This is a genomic window from Inquilinus sp. OTU3971 (genome assembly GCF_038440215.1).
The window spans coordinates 1-15,904 of sequence record NZ_JASATH010000189.1; the positions used below are offsets into that span (position 1 = coordinate 1).

The 15,904-nt window shown below is 65.4% G+C and carries 16 protein-coding genes; 4 read left to right on the forward strand and 12 right to left on the reverse strand.

From position 1 onward, the window contains the following. Window positions 1-150: 150 nt before the first annotated feature. Window positions 151-660: a Crp/Fnr family transcriptional regulator gene (locus AAHM41_RS32640; RefSeq protein WP_342240805.1), complete on the reverse strand. Its 510-nt coding sequence runs from the start codon at window positions 658-660 to the stop codon at window positions 151-153. A 291-nt stretch (window positions 661-951) separates the two neighbouring features. Next, entirely contained in the window at window positions 952-1,407 is a 456-nt protein-coding gene (locus AAHM41_RS32645) for a sigma factor-like helix-turn-helix DNA-binding protein (RefSeq protein WP_342240806.1), read from the reverse strand. Between the two features lie 497 nt (window positions 1,408-1,904). On the opposite strand from AAHM41_RS32645, the gene AAHM41_RS32650 reads away from it, so the two are divergent. The 3 genes from AAHM41_RS32650 to AAHM41_RS32660 all read left to right on the forward strand — a co-directional run bounded on the left by AAHM41_RS32650 (window position 1,905) and on the right by AAHM41_RS32660 (window position 3,756). After that, on the forward strand, window positions 1,905-2,324 hold the full coding sequence (locus AAHM41_RS32650; RefSeq protein WP_342240807.1) for a CBS domain-containing protein: 420 nt from the start codon (window positions 1,905-1,907) through the stop codon (window positions 2,322-2,324). Between the two features lie 592 nt (window positions 2,325-2,916). Further along, complete coding sequence (locus tag AAHM41_RS32655; protein ID WP_342240808.1) at window positions 2,917-3,450, forward strand: hypothetical protein; 534 nt, start codon at window positions 2,917-2,919, stop codon at window positions 3,448-3,450. Between the two features lie 78 nt (window positions 3,451-3,528). Beyond that, entirely contained in the window at window positions 3,529-3,756 is a 228-nt protein-coding gene (locus AAHM41_RS32660; protein ID WP_342240809.1) for a ChaB family protein, read from the forward strand. Window positions 3,757-4,302: 546 nt separating this feature from the next. Here the strand turns inward: AAHM41_RS32660 and AAHM41_RS32665 are convergent. After that, window positions 4,303-4,755, reverse strand: a complete 453-nt coding sequence (locus AAHM41_RS32665; protein ID WP_342240810.1) for a CBS domain-containing protein — start codon at window positions 4,753-4,755, stop codon at window positions 4,303-4,305. 655 nt (window positions 4,756-5,410) lie between these two features. On the opposite strand from AAHM41_RS32665, the gene AAHM41_RS32670 reads away from it, so the two are divergent. Further along, complete coding sequence (locus tag AAHM41_RS32670; RefSeq protein ID WP_342240811.1) at window positions 5,411-6,058, forward strand: BON domain-containing protein; 648 nt, start codon at window positions 5,411-5,413, stop codon at window positions 6,056-6,058. Window positions 6,059-6,145: 87 nt separating this feature from the next. Here the strand turns inward: AAHM41_RS32670 and AAHM41_RS32675 are convergent, their stop codons facing one another. The 9 genes from AAHM41_RS32675 to AAHM41_RS32715 all read right to left on the reverse strand — a co-directional run. Next, window positions 6,146-6,976 carry a 3'(2'),5'-bisphosphate nucleotidase CysQ family protein gene (locus AAHM41_RS32675; RefSeq protein WP_342240812.1) on the reverse strand — a complete coding sequence of 277 codons (831 nt, stop codon included), beginning with the start codon at window positions 6,974-6,976 and terminating at the stop codon, window positions 6,146-6,148. 75 nt (window positions 6,977-7,051) lie between these two features. Next, window positions 7,052-7,729, reverse strand: coding sequence for a phosphoribosyltransferase (locus tag AAHM41_RS32680; protein ID WP_342240813.1), 678 nt, complete (start codon window positions 7,727-7,729; stop codon window positions 7,052-7,054). A gap of 117 nt (window positions 7,730-7,846) precedes the next feature. Then, window positions 7,847-8,122, reverse strand: coding sequence for an acyl carrier protein (locus tag AAHM41_RS32685; RefSeq protein WP_342240814.1), 276 nt, complete (start codon window positions 8,120-8,122; stop codon window positions 7,847-7,849). After that, window positions 8,119-9,300 carry a dihydrolipoamide acetyltransferase family protein gene (locus AAHM41_RS32690; RefSeq protein ID WP_342240815.1) on the reverse strand — a complete coding sequence of 394 codons (1,182 nt, stop codon included), beginning with the start codon at window positions 9,298-9,300 and terminating at the stop codon, window positions 8,119-8,121. Before AAHM41_RS32690 ends, AAHM41_RS32685 begins: the two co-directional genes overlap by 4 nt. 12 nt (window positions 9,301-9,312) lie before the next feature. After that, entirely contained in the window at window positions 9,313-10,320 is a 1,008-nt protein-coding gene (locus tag AAHM41_RS32695; protein ID WP_342240816.1) for an alpha-ketoacid dehydrogenase subunit beta, read from the reverse strand. A gap of 15 nt (window positions 10,321-10,335) precedes the next feature. Continuing rightward, window positions 10,336-11,322, reverse strand: a complete 987-nt coding sequence (pdhA, locus tag AAHM41_RS32700; RefSeq protein WP_342240817.1) for a pyruvate dehydrogenase (acetyl-transferring) E1 component subunit alpha — start codon at window positions 11,320-11,322, stop codon at window positions 10,336-10,338. 2 nt (window positions 11,323-11,324) lie between these two features. Further along, a complete protein-coding gene (gene acsA, locus AAHM41_RS32705; protein WP_342240818.1) occupies window positions 11,325-13,082 on the reverse strand; it encodes an acetate--CoA ligase in 1,758 nt (585 codons plus the stop codon). 135 nt (window positions 13,083-13,217) lie between these two features. Beyond that, window positions 13,218-15,647: an endopeptidase La gene (gene lon, locus AAHM41_RS32710; protein WP_342240819.1), complete on the reverse strand. Its 2,430-nt coding sequence runs from the start codon at window positions 15,645-15,647 to the stop codon at window positions 13,218-13,220. 15 nt (window positions 15,648-15,662) lie between these two features. Continuing rightward, the coding region (locus AAHM41_RS32715; protein WP_342240820.1) for an Hsp20/alpha crystallin family protein at window positions 15,663-15,904 on the reverse strand (242 nt) is incomplete at its 5' end.

A 15,904-nucleotide genomic window follows, 5' to 3' on the forward strand; every position in this document is an offset into this window, starting at 1 on the left:
GCTGCTCGGCAGCGTGTCGCACAAGGTTGCGCACCTGACCGACCGGACATTGCTGACGGTCGCATAGGTCCACGCGCCGGTACGCGGCCGCGCGATGTCTTGCCGCGAGCGACCTCACGGGTCCCGCTGCTCTCGCAGCGATCGGTCGGATCACGTGGCGACGGGCCTGTCACATTCGCGGCCTTGCGGGGCGCCCGTGAGGAGCGTGGCGAGGCCAGTGCCGACCAGATGCTCCTCGACGATCGCGGCCTGTCGGGCCAGAGCCCAGCGCACCGCCGACGCGATCCGGGACCATCGCCGGAAGATCATCGTCGGCGCGCGGAGGGGGATCTCCGCGACCTCCACCTCGGTCACTGCGACGAGGTCCCGGTCCATCTTGCGAAGCGGGCCGCTGCCCAGACCGAAGACATCGCCGGGGACGAGAAAATCGATGATCTGGCGTCGGCCGTCGGGCAGCATCTTGCGCACGCAGGCCCAGCCGTCGCGAACGACCATCACCGGGCGGTTCCTCTGCCCGGCATGGACCAGCACCTGGCGCGTAGCGCTGCCGGTCCTCTTGCAGCGCACAACACCGAAATCTCGTCCGGAGCCAGCAGCATGAACCCGTTGAGCTTGGTCACCAGAGCGTCGTGCAACCCCTCCGCCAATGGCCTTGTCCATCGAGCTCTCTTCGAGAGATTTCTGGTAGATTGTCGCCACAAAGACGGCCCTTCGTGTTGATCCTCGTCAAAATGCGTGCAGACGCATGGCGCGGGAGCTGTGGCGCGCAGGAAGACTTGCGCGTCCCGGTCTGGCGCCACGCTCCGTTGGGTCGGGCCGTGCCTGTCGCTGCGCGATAGTTTTGGTCGGTTGAACTCACGTCCGAATAAGGTTTCTGGCGACCAACATCGGTGTCGCGCAGCGCGGATGGGCCAGTGTCAGAGTGTCCGGACAGCAGGTGCTGGAGCAGAATCACAGCGACGCAGAGGGCGGGCCCGGAATGGTGCTGTGAGCCTCAATCGTTCGGTCGAGCATGGTGCGAGCGCGTGCACTCAGATCCACCAGTTCCAGCTGTGAAATCCCGATGACGCAGGCGGCGTCCGAGAAGCTCACGCTGTCGATCATCAGGAGGAGCAAGGCTTGCCGTTCGCGCGCCGGAAGCCGTGAGAGAGCCTGCTGCACGGACGCTACATCCCGGTCGACGACGAGGGCGGGGGCGATGACAGATTCGACGGCCCTCCAGAGTTCGTCCAGCAGCGCAAGACGCAGAAGGTGCCTTGCGTCGCCAAACCTCGGGGGTGTCTGCGGTGCAAGCTCCAGGCAGGCTTTGACCAATCGCTCGCCATGCTCGGTGGAACCCGTTAGTCCGAAGGCATAGTGGCGTAGCAAAGACATGAGGGCCGAGGCCGTGGCGGCGGGACGTGCCATGCCCGGCTTGTCTCCCCAAATCGGATGGTCATGGGGTGTGAGCCTCTCCTCCGGACAACGCTCGTCGTCCGCTTCGCCACTGTTCCTCCAGGTTGCGGATTCACTGCCATCGACCCGAACGCCCGGCGCCATGGCCATCCCCCCAGCGCGTGTATCGAGAACCTTATGGCCGCAAAGACAGCTCCACATATTGATCTTCGTCAAAGTGGGAGCAGCTTCGCGATGCCGGCGTGACAACTTCTGTCGCACAAGATGATCCGGCGCTCTTCCCCAGATGGCGCCATTGCTTTGGATCGGGCCGTGTTCGGCGGGTTTGGTGGAGTTTTGGCGGCTTGAAGTCGCTTGAAATCTCGTCGGGAGGGCGTGTCGCCAGGGATCGTTCTTGATCCATATCAATGAACATCTCCGGATCGGGTTGAATATTTCAACTTCTGCCTAATGGACGTCCATCGCGACACTGAGCTTGTCGTGCAGGCGCCGTGATGAGGAGGATAATCATGAAGGTCAAGGATGCGATGCACAACGGCGCAGCATGCGTCGAGGCGACCACCTCCCTGAGAGAGGTCGCCAGGCGAATGCGCGACGACGACATCGGCGCGATTCCGGTGCGCGCGGATGGTCAGTTGATCGGCATCGTCACCGATCGCGATATCACCTGTCGAGCACTGGCTGACAGCGGTGATCCCGCCAAACTGACGGTGAGGGAGGTCATGACCAAGAATGTGACCTGCTGCTCGTCCGATGACGACATCGCGACCGCTATCAAGGTGATGGAGGAGAGGAAGGTCCGCCGGCTGCCGGTCATGGACAGCAACAAGAACCTGATCGGCATGCTGAGTCTCGGCGATCTCTCGCACAAGGTGGCCAAGGATCTGTCCGGTCAAGTGCTGTCTGCGGTTTCGGCCCATCATCGGTGAAGATTGCAGTTAGGACCGGGTACGAACGAGGGCGGGATCTGCTGGCAAAACGCTTCCGCCCTCTCACCAAGTGGAGGTGTGTCCCAGGAACGGTGGTCGAGCGTGTTTGCAGACGAAGATCACCGTGAGTAGATCTTATCAGTAGGACTGACACACCGAGTTCATTGGCATATCAAGCGGCATCCGGAACTGCCGGGGGCAGTTTCCCATGTAGCCCGATATTGGCACCCGCGGTCGATCCTTCCGCTATCGACGCTCCAGTGCGTCGGAGCGCCCTGACCCATCGCCGCTTTGCCCCCCGGGGCGAACGCGGGTTCATATCGCCGCAAATCGACGGACGGCCGCCCGGAGTGGAAGGGCACGAAGTCGGTCAGCCTGCTGGGACATTTCATCCCGAGCTACATTATGCGCCTGTGGCGAGCCGCTGAGATGGGCTGTGCGTTGTCGCTTCCTTCAAGTTCCCTTCCTCCAAAGGTTTGATCTGGGTCAAGGCGGATCTGCACGCCGGAAGACAGAGTGCTTAAGTTTCATCCTGGCGGATAGGCCCCACCTCCGCCACCCGTGGGACGGCCCCATTCCTCCGGAAACGCCCATGCAGGCCCATGCACATCCTTTCGTCGCCCGAGGTGATCCGGTATCCGAAGCGCAGCGTTGGAGGCCCCGAGCGCAAGCGGTGTTACCGTTTGCGCAGACGTTGTGCCACCTCCGGTGGCTGGGGCTCACGCCAAGCATCGTCGTATCAGACCGGATGGAGCTGAGCGGCTGCTTCTGCGACCGGCTGGATCTACGCGTCGTAGCCAGGCCGCCCAGTCCGGACGACGCCGCCGCACCGCTCGTCTTCGATATTCATGGTCGCTGGAGGGTTCCGCGCCGCCTGGGCCTGACCCCTTGCGACTCCGAGGAATGGCTCGGACTCAACGGCCTCGGCGCCATGGCCTTCCTGCGCGGCCTGCGCAACGACGCCATCGCTGAGACCCGGGGTATTGCTGCTGTCACCGACGGCTTCGATCATCGCGGTCATCGCGTCACCAACCCGTACCGCGACCGCTTTGGCAACGAGACCAGCCCGGACAGCGAATATGGCGACGCCTATCGCCGCTGGCGTGATCGTGCCCTGGATCCGTAGGGGACCTTGTGAACGGAGCTGCGAGAGCGTCCAACCCCATCTCGGTGCACTGGCGGAGATCAGACAAGGAGATCCGACATGCCCTACCCCTCGATCGACGATCTTCCTGTGCCGATCCGGTCACACCTCCCCTTGCACGCTCAGGAGATTTTCCGTAGCGCGTTCAACAACGCATGGTCGAGCTATGCCGACCGAGGCCCGAAGCAGCGCGAGGAGGTCGCCCATCGGGTGGCCTGGGCGGCGGTCAAGCGACGCTACCGCAAGGAAGGCGACCAATGGGTGGCCAGGAACGGCCGACGGCCCTGACGACCCAGTTGGCATATCTTCGCCGGGGGCTCGTGACCGAGGGCGACCGCCGCGGGATGCCTTCCGAAAGGGCGCGATGGAATGGTTCATCCAGGTCAAGGGCGTGCGGGGCATCGCCCCAGGAGATCCAGGTGCGCTTTCCGGCCGGGAAGAAGAGCGCCGAACAGAACCGACGGCGCGGGATGCTAATCTTGTCAGGGGCTGACACCGGCGCCAGGGTCGGACATACTCGATGACTACATCGGCGCCCCTCCCGAGCTGGAGCTCTGGCAGGTCATGTAGTGGGAGCCGAGCCATGGAGAGGTTCATCGTCCAGCAGAATATCGCGCTTATCAGACGCTTGCTTCAATCGGCACAAGACGAATGCCACCGGCAAGTACTGCTGGACTTTATCGCTGAAGAGGAAGCCAAATTGGCATATCTGACCGAGAGGCGCCACATAATGGACGGCCCGTCGCCAATCGCACGAGAGTGTCCATTTCGGTAGAGGTCGGCCAACTCTAAGAGGTATTTGGAAGGTGAGTTGCCATTCTTGATTCTGGATTGTCAGTGATAGCCAAGTCCGAGAAAATAATCTTTCAAATCCTGCTCCTCGATTTGTGCCTCCTCAAGGAGGACGCGCAGAACATCACGCGCAAAGAGGATGCCGATCGGCCCGCCAGCCTCATCCAGAACGGGGAGATGCCTCAGGTCGTGATCTTTCATCTTGGCCCACACTTCACGCAACGAATCCTCTAGTGTGCACGCGATGACTTCCCGAGTCATGGCGGCCTCCGCACCGAGTGTGCAGGCGCGTCGGCATTCAGGGTGACACGCGCTGACACAATGCACGATGTCGCTGTCGCTGATGACCCCAATCAGCTTGCCGTCTTGGTTGCACACAGCGACCAGATTGAGGTGCTCGTAGGACAAAAGCCTTGCTGCTTCTGCGAGCGGGGCGTCGACTGAGATGGTTGCCAGCCGTTTTCGCGCCTCGGCGAGCATGTGTTGAACCAACATGCAAACCTCCCAATCACAGCATTGATTAAATATGGGCCAGGACGCCCGGAATCGAATTGATCCACATCAATCCACCATATCATTGACGCCGAACCGCCCCATCTCGAAGTGTAACCATTCGACAAGAGGCAGGCTGAGAGCCTCTTCTGACTGGGGCTGGTGAGGTCAAGCTGTTCCAAGGTTTGCCAGTTGAGCCCGCGGGTCACCCGCTTCTCTTCGCAGTCGGTGCGACGCCGCCAGCAGGGGGGGGCGGCAGGAGAAGGCGTCTCAATCAATCTGCTTGGCGACTTTGGGGCGTGCTCCCTCCCTTGCACGATCATCAGGAGATCTTCCGCAAGGCGTTCAACAGCGCATGGTCGAGCTACGCCGATCGAGGCCTGAAACAGCGCGAGGAGATCACCCACACGTGGCCTGGGCGGCGGTCAAGCGGCGCTACCGCAAAGAGGGCGACCGGTGGGTGGCTCGGAACGGCCGACGGCCCTGATGACCTGGTTCGCAGAACTTCGCCGACCGTGCCTGATCGAGGGGGCCGCCACGGGATGCCCTTTTCGATTGGGCCGCGGCGGGTTGGTTGATCCAGGTCAAGGGCTTCCGGGAGCGGTCGGAAGATAATGTCAAATTAATTTCACGATATCAGCTTTTCGTGGAGAGCGTCATGAACGACCAGGAGTTGCGCAAGCACGTTATCGATGAACTCGACTTCGAACCGAGCGTGGATGCCGTCGGCATCGGTGTGGCGGCCGACAACGGGATTGTCACCCTGACGGGCCATGTTGCGAGCTATGCCGAGAAGCTCGCCGCGGAACGTGCGGTCCAGCGCGTCAAAGGCGTGCGCGGCATCGCGCAGGAGATCGAAGTGCGATTTCCCGCGAACAAGAAGAAGGCCGACGACGAGATCGCGGCCCAGGCGGTCCATGTCATCGACTGGGATACGACGATCCCGGACGAGGCGGTGAAGGTGAAGGTCCAGTTGGGCTGGGTCACCCTCACTGGAAAGGTCGACTGGCAATACCAGAAGACGGCCGCCGAGCGCGCGGTGCGTCCGCTTTCAGGCGTCGTCGGGGTGAGCAACCTCATCGAGATCAAGGCTGGGGTCCAAGCGTCGGACGTGAAGAGCCGGATAGAGAGCGCGCTCAAGCGGAGCGCCGAGGTCGAGGCCAGCGGGATCCGGGTTCAGGTGAGTGACGGCAAGGTCGTCCTTGGTGGCCAGGTGCAGAGCTGGCACGAGCTCGACGAGGCGGAGCGAGCCGCCTGGTCGGTACCCGGTGTCACCGCCGTCGACGACCAGCTCATTGTAGGCTGACCAGCAGTACCGGGCGACGAGACCGTACCGGGCGCAGTTGCACCCAGCACGGTCTTGTCAATTCCTTCAGCCAGCGGGCATCGCGACTCATATGGGGCTGCTGGAGCGATCGTAGGAAATGGACCGTGCCGCGGCCGGATCACCCCAGGCCAGGAACCCCGGCACAGTGAAGCCGTCGGGCGATGACGCGTAGGTGAGGGGATTGCCGATGGGGGTCGTGACGACGCCGCCGGCTGCCGCCAGGATTGCGTGGCCGGCTGCGATGTCCCATTCCGACGTCGGCGCAAGCCTTGGATAGAGGTCGGCGCGTCCCTCCGCGATCCGGCAGAACTTCAGGGACGAACCCAATGCGATCTGACGGCAGGCCGGAAGCGAGGCCAGGAACGCAACGGTCCTTTCGTCGAGATGGGATCGGCTGACCATCGCGACGATGCCGTCGGCTGGTGGCTTGCGGGCTCGGATGGAGATCAGGTCGCTGGCCTGGCTCGGCCTGGCGCCGGGCGAGAGACGAAGCCGTTCTGCCCCGCGGCCGACGATGCCGCGCCAGATCCGGCTCAAGGCGGGCGCGGCGATCACGCCCATTGCGGGCGCGTGATCGATGATGATGCCGATGTTGACGGTGAACTCATCCCGGCCGGCCAGGAACTCGCGCGTTCCGTCCAGAGGGTCGACGAGGACAAGATCCGCGCCGGGCCGAACACTCCTTTCGTCGGCATCCTCCTCCGCCACCACCGGCACGCCGGGAAGCAGAGAGGACAGGTCGGCCAGGATCACCTCCTGGGCCGCTTCATCGGCTGCGGTGACCGGAGAGCGATCGGCCTTGATCCGCCATTCCGCATGGGACGCATCAACGGCGCGGATCGCGGCCGCGGCCCGCGAGGCGATGCCGGTCAGTTCCTCGAGCAGCAGCGGGCTCAAAAGTCGGTCCCGATTCATCGATATGCTCCGGTCTCGACGATCCGATGGCAGTCGCGGTGCCAATCGCTACGGAGTTCAACGCGCTCCGGCCGGCTTTGAAGGGCGGGTCTCCCGCGGCGAAAAGCGTGCGAGGATCTCGATCACCTCCTGATCGGAGACTTGACGGAAATCTCCGTAGAGGTTCCCGATGGCTCCATAGGGATCGAGATCCTCGAGGAAGATGACCTCGTCGGCAACACTGCGCAGCATTCCGATAATCGAGAATGGCCCGACGGGTGCGGCCAGCACCAGTCGCTTTGGCCGCCGTTGTCGAAGCGCTTGCAGCGCGGCCCTCGCCGTGGCGCCCGTGGCGATACCGTCATCGATCACGATCGCGACACGTCCGGCCACCTCGACGGACTGGTGGCCGGTGAGATAGAGTTTCCGTCGCCGGGCGATTTCCGCCAGTTCCTGCTGGCAGCATGCTCTGAACATGGCTTCGGACACCCCGGCGTTACGGATCACGGTGTCATTGCCGACGATGGTGGGCTCGTCGCCATCGACGACCGCACCCATCGCGAGCTCGGGTTGGATTGGCACGCCGATCTTGCGGACCAGGATCAGCTCGAGGGGAGCATCGAGGGCGGCGGCAACCTCCGCTGCCACCGGCACGCCTCCCCGCGGCAGCGCCAAGACGACCGGCCGCTCCGTCCTGTAGGCGCCAAGTGCGAGGGCTAGCCGATGTCCGGCGTCCGACCGATCGGCAAAGGGCATCGATGGCTCCTGGCTTTTCGGATGGGTCCTGCATGCAGTTTCCCGATTCCGGTTGTCGGCAGGCATGCTACCCGGCGCGATCCACGCCGGCCTTGATCGGGATCAATACAGGGCGGGTCATCGCCCCTGCCTGGTCGATGGTCCTTGCTCACGCTGGAAACCCGCCTCGATGTAGCGGACGGCGCCGTCGAGCGTGAGAAGCTCCGGATAGTCGAGCTCCGGCACGTTGATGCCGAAGCGCCGATGGATTGCCGTGATGAAGGTCAGGAAGTCCATCGAGTCGATATCGAGCGCCTCGCGCAGGTCCGCCGCCGGATCGACCTTGGAGAGGTCGGCCTCGGGTGCGATGTTGCCGAGCTCCTCGCACACGATCGTCCGGATCTCGTCGCTCATAGCGTTTCAGGCTCCTGCAGCAGCCGGCCGATCTCGGCAAGGAACAGCGCGCCACTGTGGCCGTCGCTCACCCGATGGTCGCCGGACAAGGTGGCCGTCACGATCGAGCGAGGCTCGACACGGCCATCCGCGACCCACGGCCTAGTGACGGTCCTGCCGAAGCCGAGAATCGCCACCTGCGGCGGGTAGATGACCCCGTACAGCACCTCGACGCCGCGCTCGCCGAGGCTCGAGACGGTGATCGTCGGGTCGGCCAGCTCCGAGCTGCGCATCCGTCCGGCCCGCACGCGCTGGATGAGGGCGCGTAGCCGCGCCATGAGTTCGTCGAGCGTCAGCTCCGCGGCATCATGGATCGCCGGCGCCACCAGACCGCCGCCACGGATGGCGATCGCGATGCCGACATGGACGGCGGCCGCCGGCTCGAAGCCGCCATTGCGATAGAACCCGCTGAAGGCAGGGAAGCGGCGAGCGGCCATGGCCACGGCCTTCGTGAACAAAACCCCCATCAGCAACCGGCTTTCGGGCGGACGATCGGCGTTCGCGCGTGCAAGCCATGCCTCGGCCGCCGTCATGTCGATCTGGTGCTGAAGGTAGTAGTGCGGGATCTCCCGTTTCGATCGGGCCATTGCGGCGCCGATGGCGGTGCGCATGGCGGCGAGGTCGATGCCGGCCTCGGCTCTCGTGGTCCCGCCGGTCGACACTCGTTCCACATCGTCGCGGAGAATGGCGCCGCCCGGACCGCTGCCGCGGACGGTGGCGAGATCGATACCACGCTCCTGAGCCAGCCGTCGCGCGGCTGGAGAGGCCCGGATCCGGTCGGACGGCGCCGCGGGCAACCGAGCCGGCTGGTGCGGCGTTGGGAGAGGAGGAGGGGGCGTGGCTGGGGGCGGTGATGCGGCGGCGGGGCGGTCTCGCACCGTCGTCTCGGCAGCGGCCGCCTCGCGCTCCGAGCTGATCCGGGCGAGAGCCGTGCCAACCGGAACCGACGCGCCGAGCGGGACCAGAAGCTCATCGACCACGCCGTCGTCGAAGATCTCGATCTCGATGGCGCCCTTCTGCGTCTCGACCACGGCGACGATGTCTCCGCGGGCCACCCGGTCGCCCGGCCCGACAAGCCATTCAACCAGCGTGCCGGCTTCCATCTCGGCGCCCAGGGAGGGCATGCGAAACTCGACCACGGCCCGGACCTCCTAGCCTCGGCCCAACGCCGCCTTCACCGCGTCGACGATCGTCGACGCCTGGGGGATGGCCGCCTGTTCGAGATGGCGCGGATAGGGGATCGGCACCTCCGCGCTGCAGACGCGGCCCACAGGAGCGTCGAGCTCCCAAAAGGCCTGCTCGACGATGCGGGCGCAGATCTCCGCCGCCAGGCTCCCGCTCCTCCAGCCTTCGTCGACGATCACGGCCCGACGCGTCCGCGTGACCGAGTCCATGATGGTCTGCGTGTCAAGCGGCCTCAAACTGCGCAGATCGATGACTTCCGCGTCGATATCCTGGCGTGCCAAAGCATCCGCAGCCTCGAGCGTCTTCCAGAGCGAGCCGCCGTAGGTGATGAGTGAAACGTCTCGCCCGGCGCGGCGGATGGCGGCCTTGGCGATGTCGACGGCGCCCGCATTCGCTGCGATGCGTCCCGTCATGTTGTACAGCATGATGTTTTCGAAGATCAGCACCGGGTCGGGATCCTCGAGCGCCGTCCAGAGCATTCCGCGCGCGTCTTCGATGGTCGCCGGCGCCAGCACCTTGATTCCCGGGATATGGGCGTACCAGCCTTCGAGGCTGCGCGAGTGCTGGGCGGCGAGCTGCCGGCCGCCGCCCGTCGCCATCCGGATCACGAGCGGCACGCCGAACTGGTTGCCCGACATGTGCCGCATGGTGGCGGCCGTGTTGAGGATCTGATCGAGCGCGAGCAGGCTGAAGTTCACGGTCATGAGCTCGACGATCGGACGCATGCCGGCGACGGCGGCGCCGATGCCGGCCCCGGTGAAGCCGGATTCCGACAGCGGCGCGTCGCGGATGCGCTCGGGGCCGAACTCCGCCAGCAGGCCCTTGCTGACCGCGTAGCAGCCGCCGTAGCGGCCGACATCCTCGCCCATGAGAAAGACCCGCTCGTCCCGCTGCAGCGCCTCTCGGATCGCCTCCCGCATGGCCTCGCGATAGGTCATCTCGATCGTGCTGGTCGCATCCGCTTTGTCGGGCATGGCGTCACCACAGCGTCAGTTGGCCCGCTCCGCATGGACGAAGCGGGTCAGGTCCTCGATCGGCTCCCAGGTCGCGGCCTCGGCGAAGGCGATGGCGTCCGCGATCTCGGCGGCGACGTCGGCCTCGATCCGCTCCAGATCCTGTGGGTGAATGATCGCGTTCTGCTCCAGCCATCCCTGGAACCGCACGATCGGTCCCCTCTTGCGCCAGGCTTCCACCTCCGCCTTGTCGCGGTAGAGCTGCGCATCGAACATCGAATGGGCGCGGAAGCGGTAGGTCCGGCACTCGAGGAAATACGGCTTGCCGGTCTCCCGGACTGTATGAACGGCGCGACGGGCTGCCGCCTCGACGGCGACGACATCCATGCCGTCGACCGCCTCGGACGCGATCCGGTAGGACGCCGCCTTGAGATGGATATCCGTCTCGGATTCGGAGAGGGCGAGGGCCGTTCCCATGGCGTAGAGGTTGTTCTCGCAGATGAAGAGCACCGGCAGACCCCACAGCGCGCTCAGATTGAGGCTTTCGTGGAACTCGCCCTCGGCGACGGCGCCTTCGCCGAAGAAGCAGACGGTCACGTTGGGCTCGCCGCACATGTGGTCCGCGAGGGCCAGGCCGACGGCCAGCGGCAGCCCTCCGCCGACGATGGCGTTGCCGCCATAGAAATTGGTCGACCGGTCGAACAGATGCATCGAGCCGCCACGGCCGCCGCTGCAGCCCTCTCGCTTTCCGTACATTTCGGCCAACGCCGCCTTCATCGAGACGCCGCGGACCAGGGCATGGCCATGCTCGCGATAGGTGGCGACGATCCGATCGCTTGCGGTGAGGACTGGGATCACGCCGACCGCGACGGCCTCCTCGCCATCGTACAGGTGCAGGAAACCGCGGATCTTCTCCTGCGTGTAGAGTTCCGCACATTTGTCCTCGAACCGGCGGATGCGGATCATCTGCTTCAGCAGCTCGAGAGCGTGGGGCCGTGACAGATGCGGCTTGTCGCCGTGCATGGTTATCGCTCCTCGCTTTCGAGGGTCGAGATGTCACCTTCCGGCAGGCCCAGCTCGCGCGCCTTCAGCAGGCGGCGCATGATCTTGCCGCTCCGCGTCTTCGGCAGATTGAGACGAAAGGCGATGTCCTTCGGCGCGACGGCGGGGCCCAGGCGTTTACGGGCGTGCCCCAGGAGCTCCTTGCGCAACGCCTCGCTCGGCTCCGTGCCGGGCTTCAGCGCGACAAAGGCCTTCACGACCTCGCCCACGGTCGGATCGGGAATGCCGATCACCCCGGCCTCCGCGACCGCGGGGTGCTCCATCAGCGTGCTTTCCACTTCGAACGGACCGATGAGATGGCCGGCGCTCTTGATCACGTCGTCGCCGCGGCCGACGAACCAGTAGTAGCCCTCCGCATCCCGCATCGCGAGATCGCCGCTGAGATACCATCCGCCGGCAAAGCACTTGCGGTAGCGGTCCTCCTCGTTGAGATAGCCCCGCATCATCGACGGCCATCCCGGACGAAGCGCCAGTTCCCCCACTGTCATCGGAGTGTCGATCTCGCGGACCGTCCCGTCTGCCTCGCGTTCGACGATGGCGGCCGTGATGCCCGGCAGCGGCCGGCCCATCGATCCCGGCTTGACGTCCATGGCGGCGTAGTTGGCGATCATGATGCCGCCGGTCTCCGTCTGCCACCAATTGTCATGGAACGGCATGCCGAAGGCCTCGCTGCCCCAGACCACGGCCTCGGGGTTGAGCGGTTCGCCGACGCTCGCCATGAAGCGCAGCCTCGATAGATCGAAGCGCCGGGCCACGTCGGACCCGGCCCGCATCAGCATACGGATCGCGGTCGGCGCGGTGTACCAGACAGTGACCTTCTGATCCTGCAGAATCCGGTACCAGCGCTCGGTCTCGAACTCGGCTTCGTCGACGACGAGGGTCGCGCCGATCGCGAGGGGAGAAATGATGCCGTAGGAGGTGCCGGTCACCCAGCCGGGATCGGCCGTGCACCAGAACACGTCGGTGGGGCGAAGGTCGAGGGCGAGACGTCCGGTCACATAATGTCCCACGACGGCCTCGTGGACATGCATCGCGCCCTTGGGCCGTCCGGTCGTGCCGCTGGTGAAGTGGAGAAGGGCCAGATCCTCGGGGCTAGTTCGGACGATGTCGAAGGACGTCGACGCTGCGGACATGGCTTTCTGGAAATCTGCTGTGCCTGCCGGAGGATCGTCGGGGCAGTCGATGAGAAAGACTTGCTCGAGGCTTGCGAGCTCTCGACGCCACGGCTCGATTTTCCGTCGATAGAGCGCGTATGAGGTCACGAGAACCTTGGCATTGCCGATGGCCATCCGTGCGCTGATCGGCTCGGGCCCGAAGGCCGAGAACAGGGGGGAAAAGACGCTGCCGTTTTTCAGGGTCCCGAGCGCGGCGATATAGAGCTCGGGCCTGCGCCCCAGAAGCGAGAACACGGCGTCGCCCCTGCTGACGCCGCTATGGGCGAGGATGTTCGCGAACCGGTTGGCCTCGGTCGCGAGCGTGGCGTAGCTGAGATCCCGGATCCGATCGTCGCGGCCGATCCAGCGGAGAGCGAGCCGCCCGCCCCGCCCGCAAAGCACATGCCGGTCGACGGCTTCATGGGCGATGTTGAGGCCGCCGCCCGGCAGTCCACTGATCGCCTCCCGCGCTTCCTGCCACGAGAATGTCGCTGCGCACCGCTCGTAATCCTGGAGATTGGCGGCAGCCTTCTGGCCGGGGCTCTTTCGTATTCTTTCCCATTCCATACCGACAGTCCCGGTCGGGAGAAGACGTTCAGCATCCCCTGGTTATGCCGTCGAGGCGGTTTCAGCCTTGATGCAGATCAAGGCGGGTCTCCGCTTCAACGAGGGCAGGCACCCGGGCAGCCGGCGGCGATGATCTCAGGCAGCCGCCCCTGACACTTCGCGTGCTGGCTCCGCCGCTGGCTCGATCGACGCCGAAATCGCATCGTCGACGCGCTCCAGCCAGATGAATTCCAGCCGGTCACGCGCATCCGCCGGTATCTCGTCATAGTCGCGGCGGTTCCGGGCCGGCAGCATCACCCGCTTCAGCCCGGCACGCGCCGCCGCCACGACCTTCTCCTTGATGCCGCCGACCGGCAGCACCAGGCCCCGCAAGCTGATCTCGCCCGTCATCGCGGTGTCGCTCCTGACGGTCTGACCGGTCAGGGACGACACTAAGGCCACGAATATCGCGACCCCGGCGCTCGGCCCGTCCTTGGGCGTGGCGCCGGCGGGCACGTGGACGTGGATGTCACTCTTCGGAAAGAGCGCGGCGTCGATGCCGAGCTCGGCCGCTCGGCCCTTGACCAGGGTGAGCGCGGCCTGGACACTCTCGCGCATGACCTCGCCGAGCTGCCCGGTGAGGATGAGCTTGCCATTGCCCGGCGCACGGGCCGCTTCGACGAAGAGGATGTCTCCGCCGACCGGTGTCCAGGCCAGCCCTGTCGCCACTCCCGGCACGCTCACCCGCATCGCGACCTCGTCTTCGAAGCGCGGCCGCCCGAGGAGGCGGAGGAGATCGCTGGCACGGATGCGGGCCTTGGCAATGCTTCCTTCGGCGATGTCGGTCGCGACGTGCCGCAAGGCTCGGCCGATCTCGCGCTCGAGGCCCCTCACGCCGGCCTCTTTCGTGTAGCTGCGGATGATGTCGGCGAGCGCGTCGTCGTCGATCTCGGCCTGCTCCGGCGTCAGTCCGTTCGCCTCGATCTGGCGGCGGACCAGGTAGCGGCGGGCAATCTGCGCTTTCTCGGCATCGGTGTAGCCGGACAGGGTGATGACCTCCATGCGGTCCCGCAACGGTGTCGGGACGGCGTCGAGCAGATTGGCGGTGGTGATGAACACCACATGGGACAGGTCGAACGGCACGCCGAGATAGTTGTCTCGGAAGGCGGCATTCTGTTCGGGATCGAGCACTTCCAGCAGTGCGGCGGACGGATCGCCCTGGATACCGGCGCCCATCTTGTCGATCTCGTCCAGCATCATCACGCAGTTCCGCGCGCCGGCCTTGCGGATGCCTTGGATGATGTTGCCGGGGAGGGCTCCGAGATAGGTGCGCCGGTGGCCCCGGATCTCGGCCTCGTCGTGGAGCCCCCCGAGGCTCAGACGGACGAAGCTGCGGTGCATAGCCCGCGCGATCGATTGTCCGAGCGAGGTCTTGCCCACGCCAGGCGGACCGACGAAGCATAGGATCGGCGCCTTGCCCTGGGGCGCAAGCTTGCGGACCGCGAGATACTCGATGATGCGCTGCTTGACCTTGTCGAGGCCGAAGTGGTCCTCGTCCAGGATTCGCCTGGCATCGCGGATGTCGATCGGCGTTTCCGTCGGCAGAGTCCAGGGCAGCTCGATCAGCCAGTCCAGATAGGTTCGGATCATGCCGTATTCCGCCGCCGCGTCCGCCATGCGCTCAAGGCGGGCCAGCTCCTTGCGGGCGGCACGTTCGACCTCTGGCGGCATCTGAGCCGTCGCGATCGCCTCGCCGAGTTCGGTGATCTCCCGCGCCTTGTCGCCGCCTTCACCGAGTTCGCGCTGAATCGCCGCCATCTGCTCGCGCAGCAACACCTCCCGCTGGCGCGCGTCGAGCGAGACCTGGGTGCGGCGACCGATCTCCTGAGAGAGCCGGAGCACCTCGATGCGCTGGGCGAGCAACCGGGCGACCTTGTCCATCCGGACGGTCAGATCGACGGATTCGAGGATCTCCTGCTTTTCCCTGGCGCTGTCGACCATGTAGGTGGCCACGAGGTCGGTCAGCGCGGCGGGCGACTGCGCGTTCTGCACGGCCGCCAGGAGCTCCGAGGGGACCTGGGGCAGGAGCTCGAAGGCCTCCCTGGCCCGGGCCTGGAGACTGAGGAAGCGGGCATCGATCTCCGCCGAGCGGACATCCGGCTCTTCGATGAGATGAACGCGCGCCGTGATGTACGGATGCTCCGACAGGATGTCGTCGATCCCGAAGCGGCTCTGCCCTTGGCAGATGAGATGGGTTCCGTCCGATGCCGTGACCAGGCGCAGGATGTTGGCGACGACGCCTATGCGATGGAGATCCGCTGCAAGGGGCTCCTCCTGTTCCGGATCGCGTTGCATCAGGAGCCCGATGGGGCGGCCTTCGCGCAGGGCCTGCTGGGCGGCGGCGACCGACCCTGGTCGGCCGAGGGTAAGCGGCATCACGATCCCGGGAAACAGCACGAAGCCGCGCACCGGGACGATGATCAGCGCATCGGCGGGGGCTGCAGAGGGGGCCACCACATCGGTGGAGGGTGGCTTCGGGCTGGCCGTATCGCTGCCGTTGGCGGGGGAAAGTGGCGATCGGGACATGGCGGGACACCCCCATCAAGCCGGCTTGCGCAGCACGATTGCGATGCAGCCGAGCGCCCACGAGACTTGGGCCACGCTGTATCTGTCCGAGGGCAGGGAGATGCGTCGCTCGAACCGGCCTCGAGGCAGCTCCAGTCGGTGGATCACCGCGGTTCTGATCTCAGGCGGCAGCGTTCGCTGGCCGCTGATCAGCAGCGCGTTCCCTTTGACGGCGACTTCGGCCCGCTCGGCCTCGACCCCGGGCAGCGCCGCTAGTG

Excerpts from the sequence above, each read along its gene's own strand:
- AAHM41_RS32640 (WP_342240805.1), bottom strand. The coding sequence starts at position 660 with ATGGACAAGGCCATTGGCGGAGGGGTTGCACGACGCTCTGGTGACCAA.
- AAHM41_RS32645 (WP_342240806.1), bottom strand. The coding sequence starts at position 1,407 with ATGGCACGTCCCGCCGCCACGGCCTCGGCCCTCATGTCTTTGCTACGC.
- AAHM41_RS32650 (WP_342240807.1), top strand. The coding sequence starts at position 1,905 with ATGAAGGTCAAGGATGCGATGCACAACGGCGCAGCATGCGTCGAGGCG.
- AAHM41_RS32655 (WP_342240808.1), top strand. The coding sequence starts at position 2,917 with ATGCAGGCCCATGCACATCCTTTCGTCGCCCGAGGTGATCCGGTATCC.
- AAHM41_RS32660 (WP_342240809.1), top strand. The coding sequence starts at position 3,529 with ATGCCCTACCCCTCGATCGACGATCTTCCTGTGCCGATCCGGTCACAC.
- AAHM41_RS32665 (WP_342240810.1), bottom strand. The coding sequence starts at position 4,755 with ATGTTGGTTCAACACATGCTCGCCGAGGCGCGAAAACGGCTGGCAACC.
- AAHM41_RS32670 (WP_342240811.1), top strand. The coding sequence starts at position 5,411 with ATGAACGACCAGGAGTTGCGCAAGCACGTTATCGATGAACTCGACTTC.
- AAHM41_RS32680 (WP_342240813.1), bottom strand. The coding sequence starts at position 7,729 with ATGCCCTTTGCCGATCGGTCGGACGCCGGACATCGGCTAGCCCTCGCA.
- AAHM41_RS32685 (WP_342240814.1), bottom strand. The coding sequence starts at position 8,122 with ATGAGCGACGAGATCCGGACGATCGTGTGCGAGGAGCTCGGCAACATC.
- AAHM41_RS32695 (WP_342240816.1), bottom strand. The coding sequence starts at position 10,320 with ATGCCCGACAAAGCGGATGCGACCAGCACGATCGAGATGACCTATCGC.
- pdhA (WP_342240817.1), bottom strand. The coding sequence starts at position 11,322 with ATGCACGGCGACAAGCCGCATCTGTCACGGCCCCACGCTCTCGAGCTG.
- acsA (WP_342240818.1), bottom strand. The coding sequence starts at position 13,082 with ATGGAATGGGAAAGAATACGAAAGAGCCCCGGCCAGAAGGCTGCCGCC.
- lon (WP_342240819.1), bottom strand. The coding sequence starts at position 15,647 with ATGTCCCGATCGCCACTTTCCCCCGCCAACGGCAGCGATACGGCCAGC.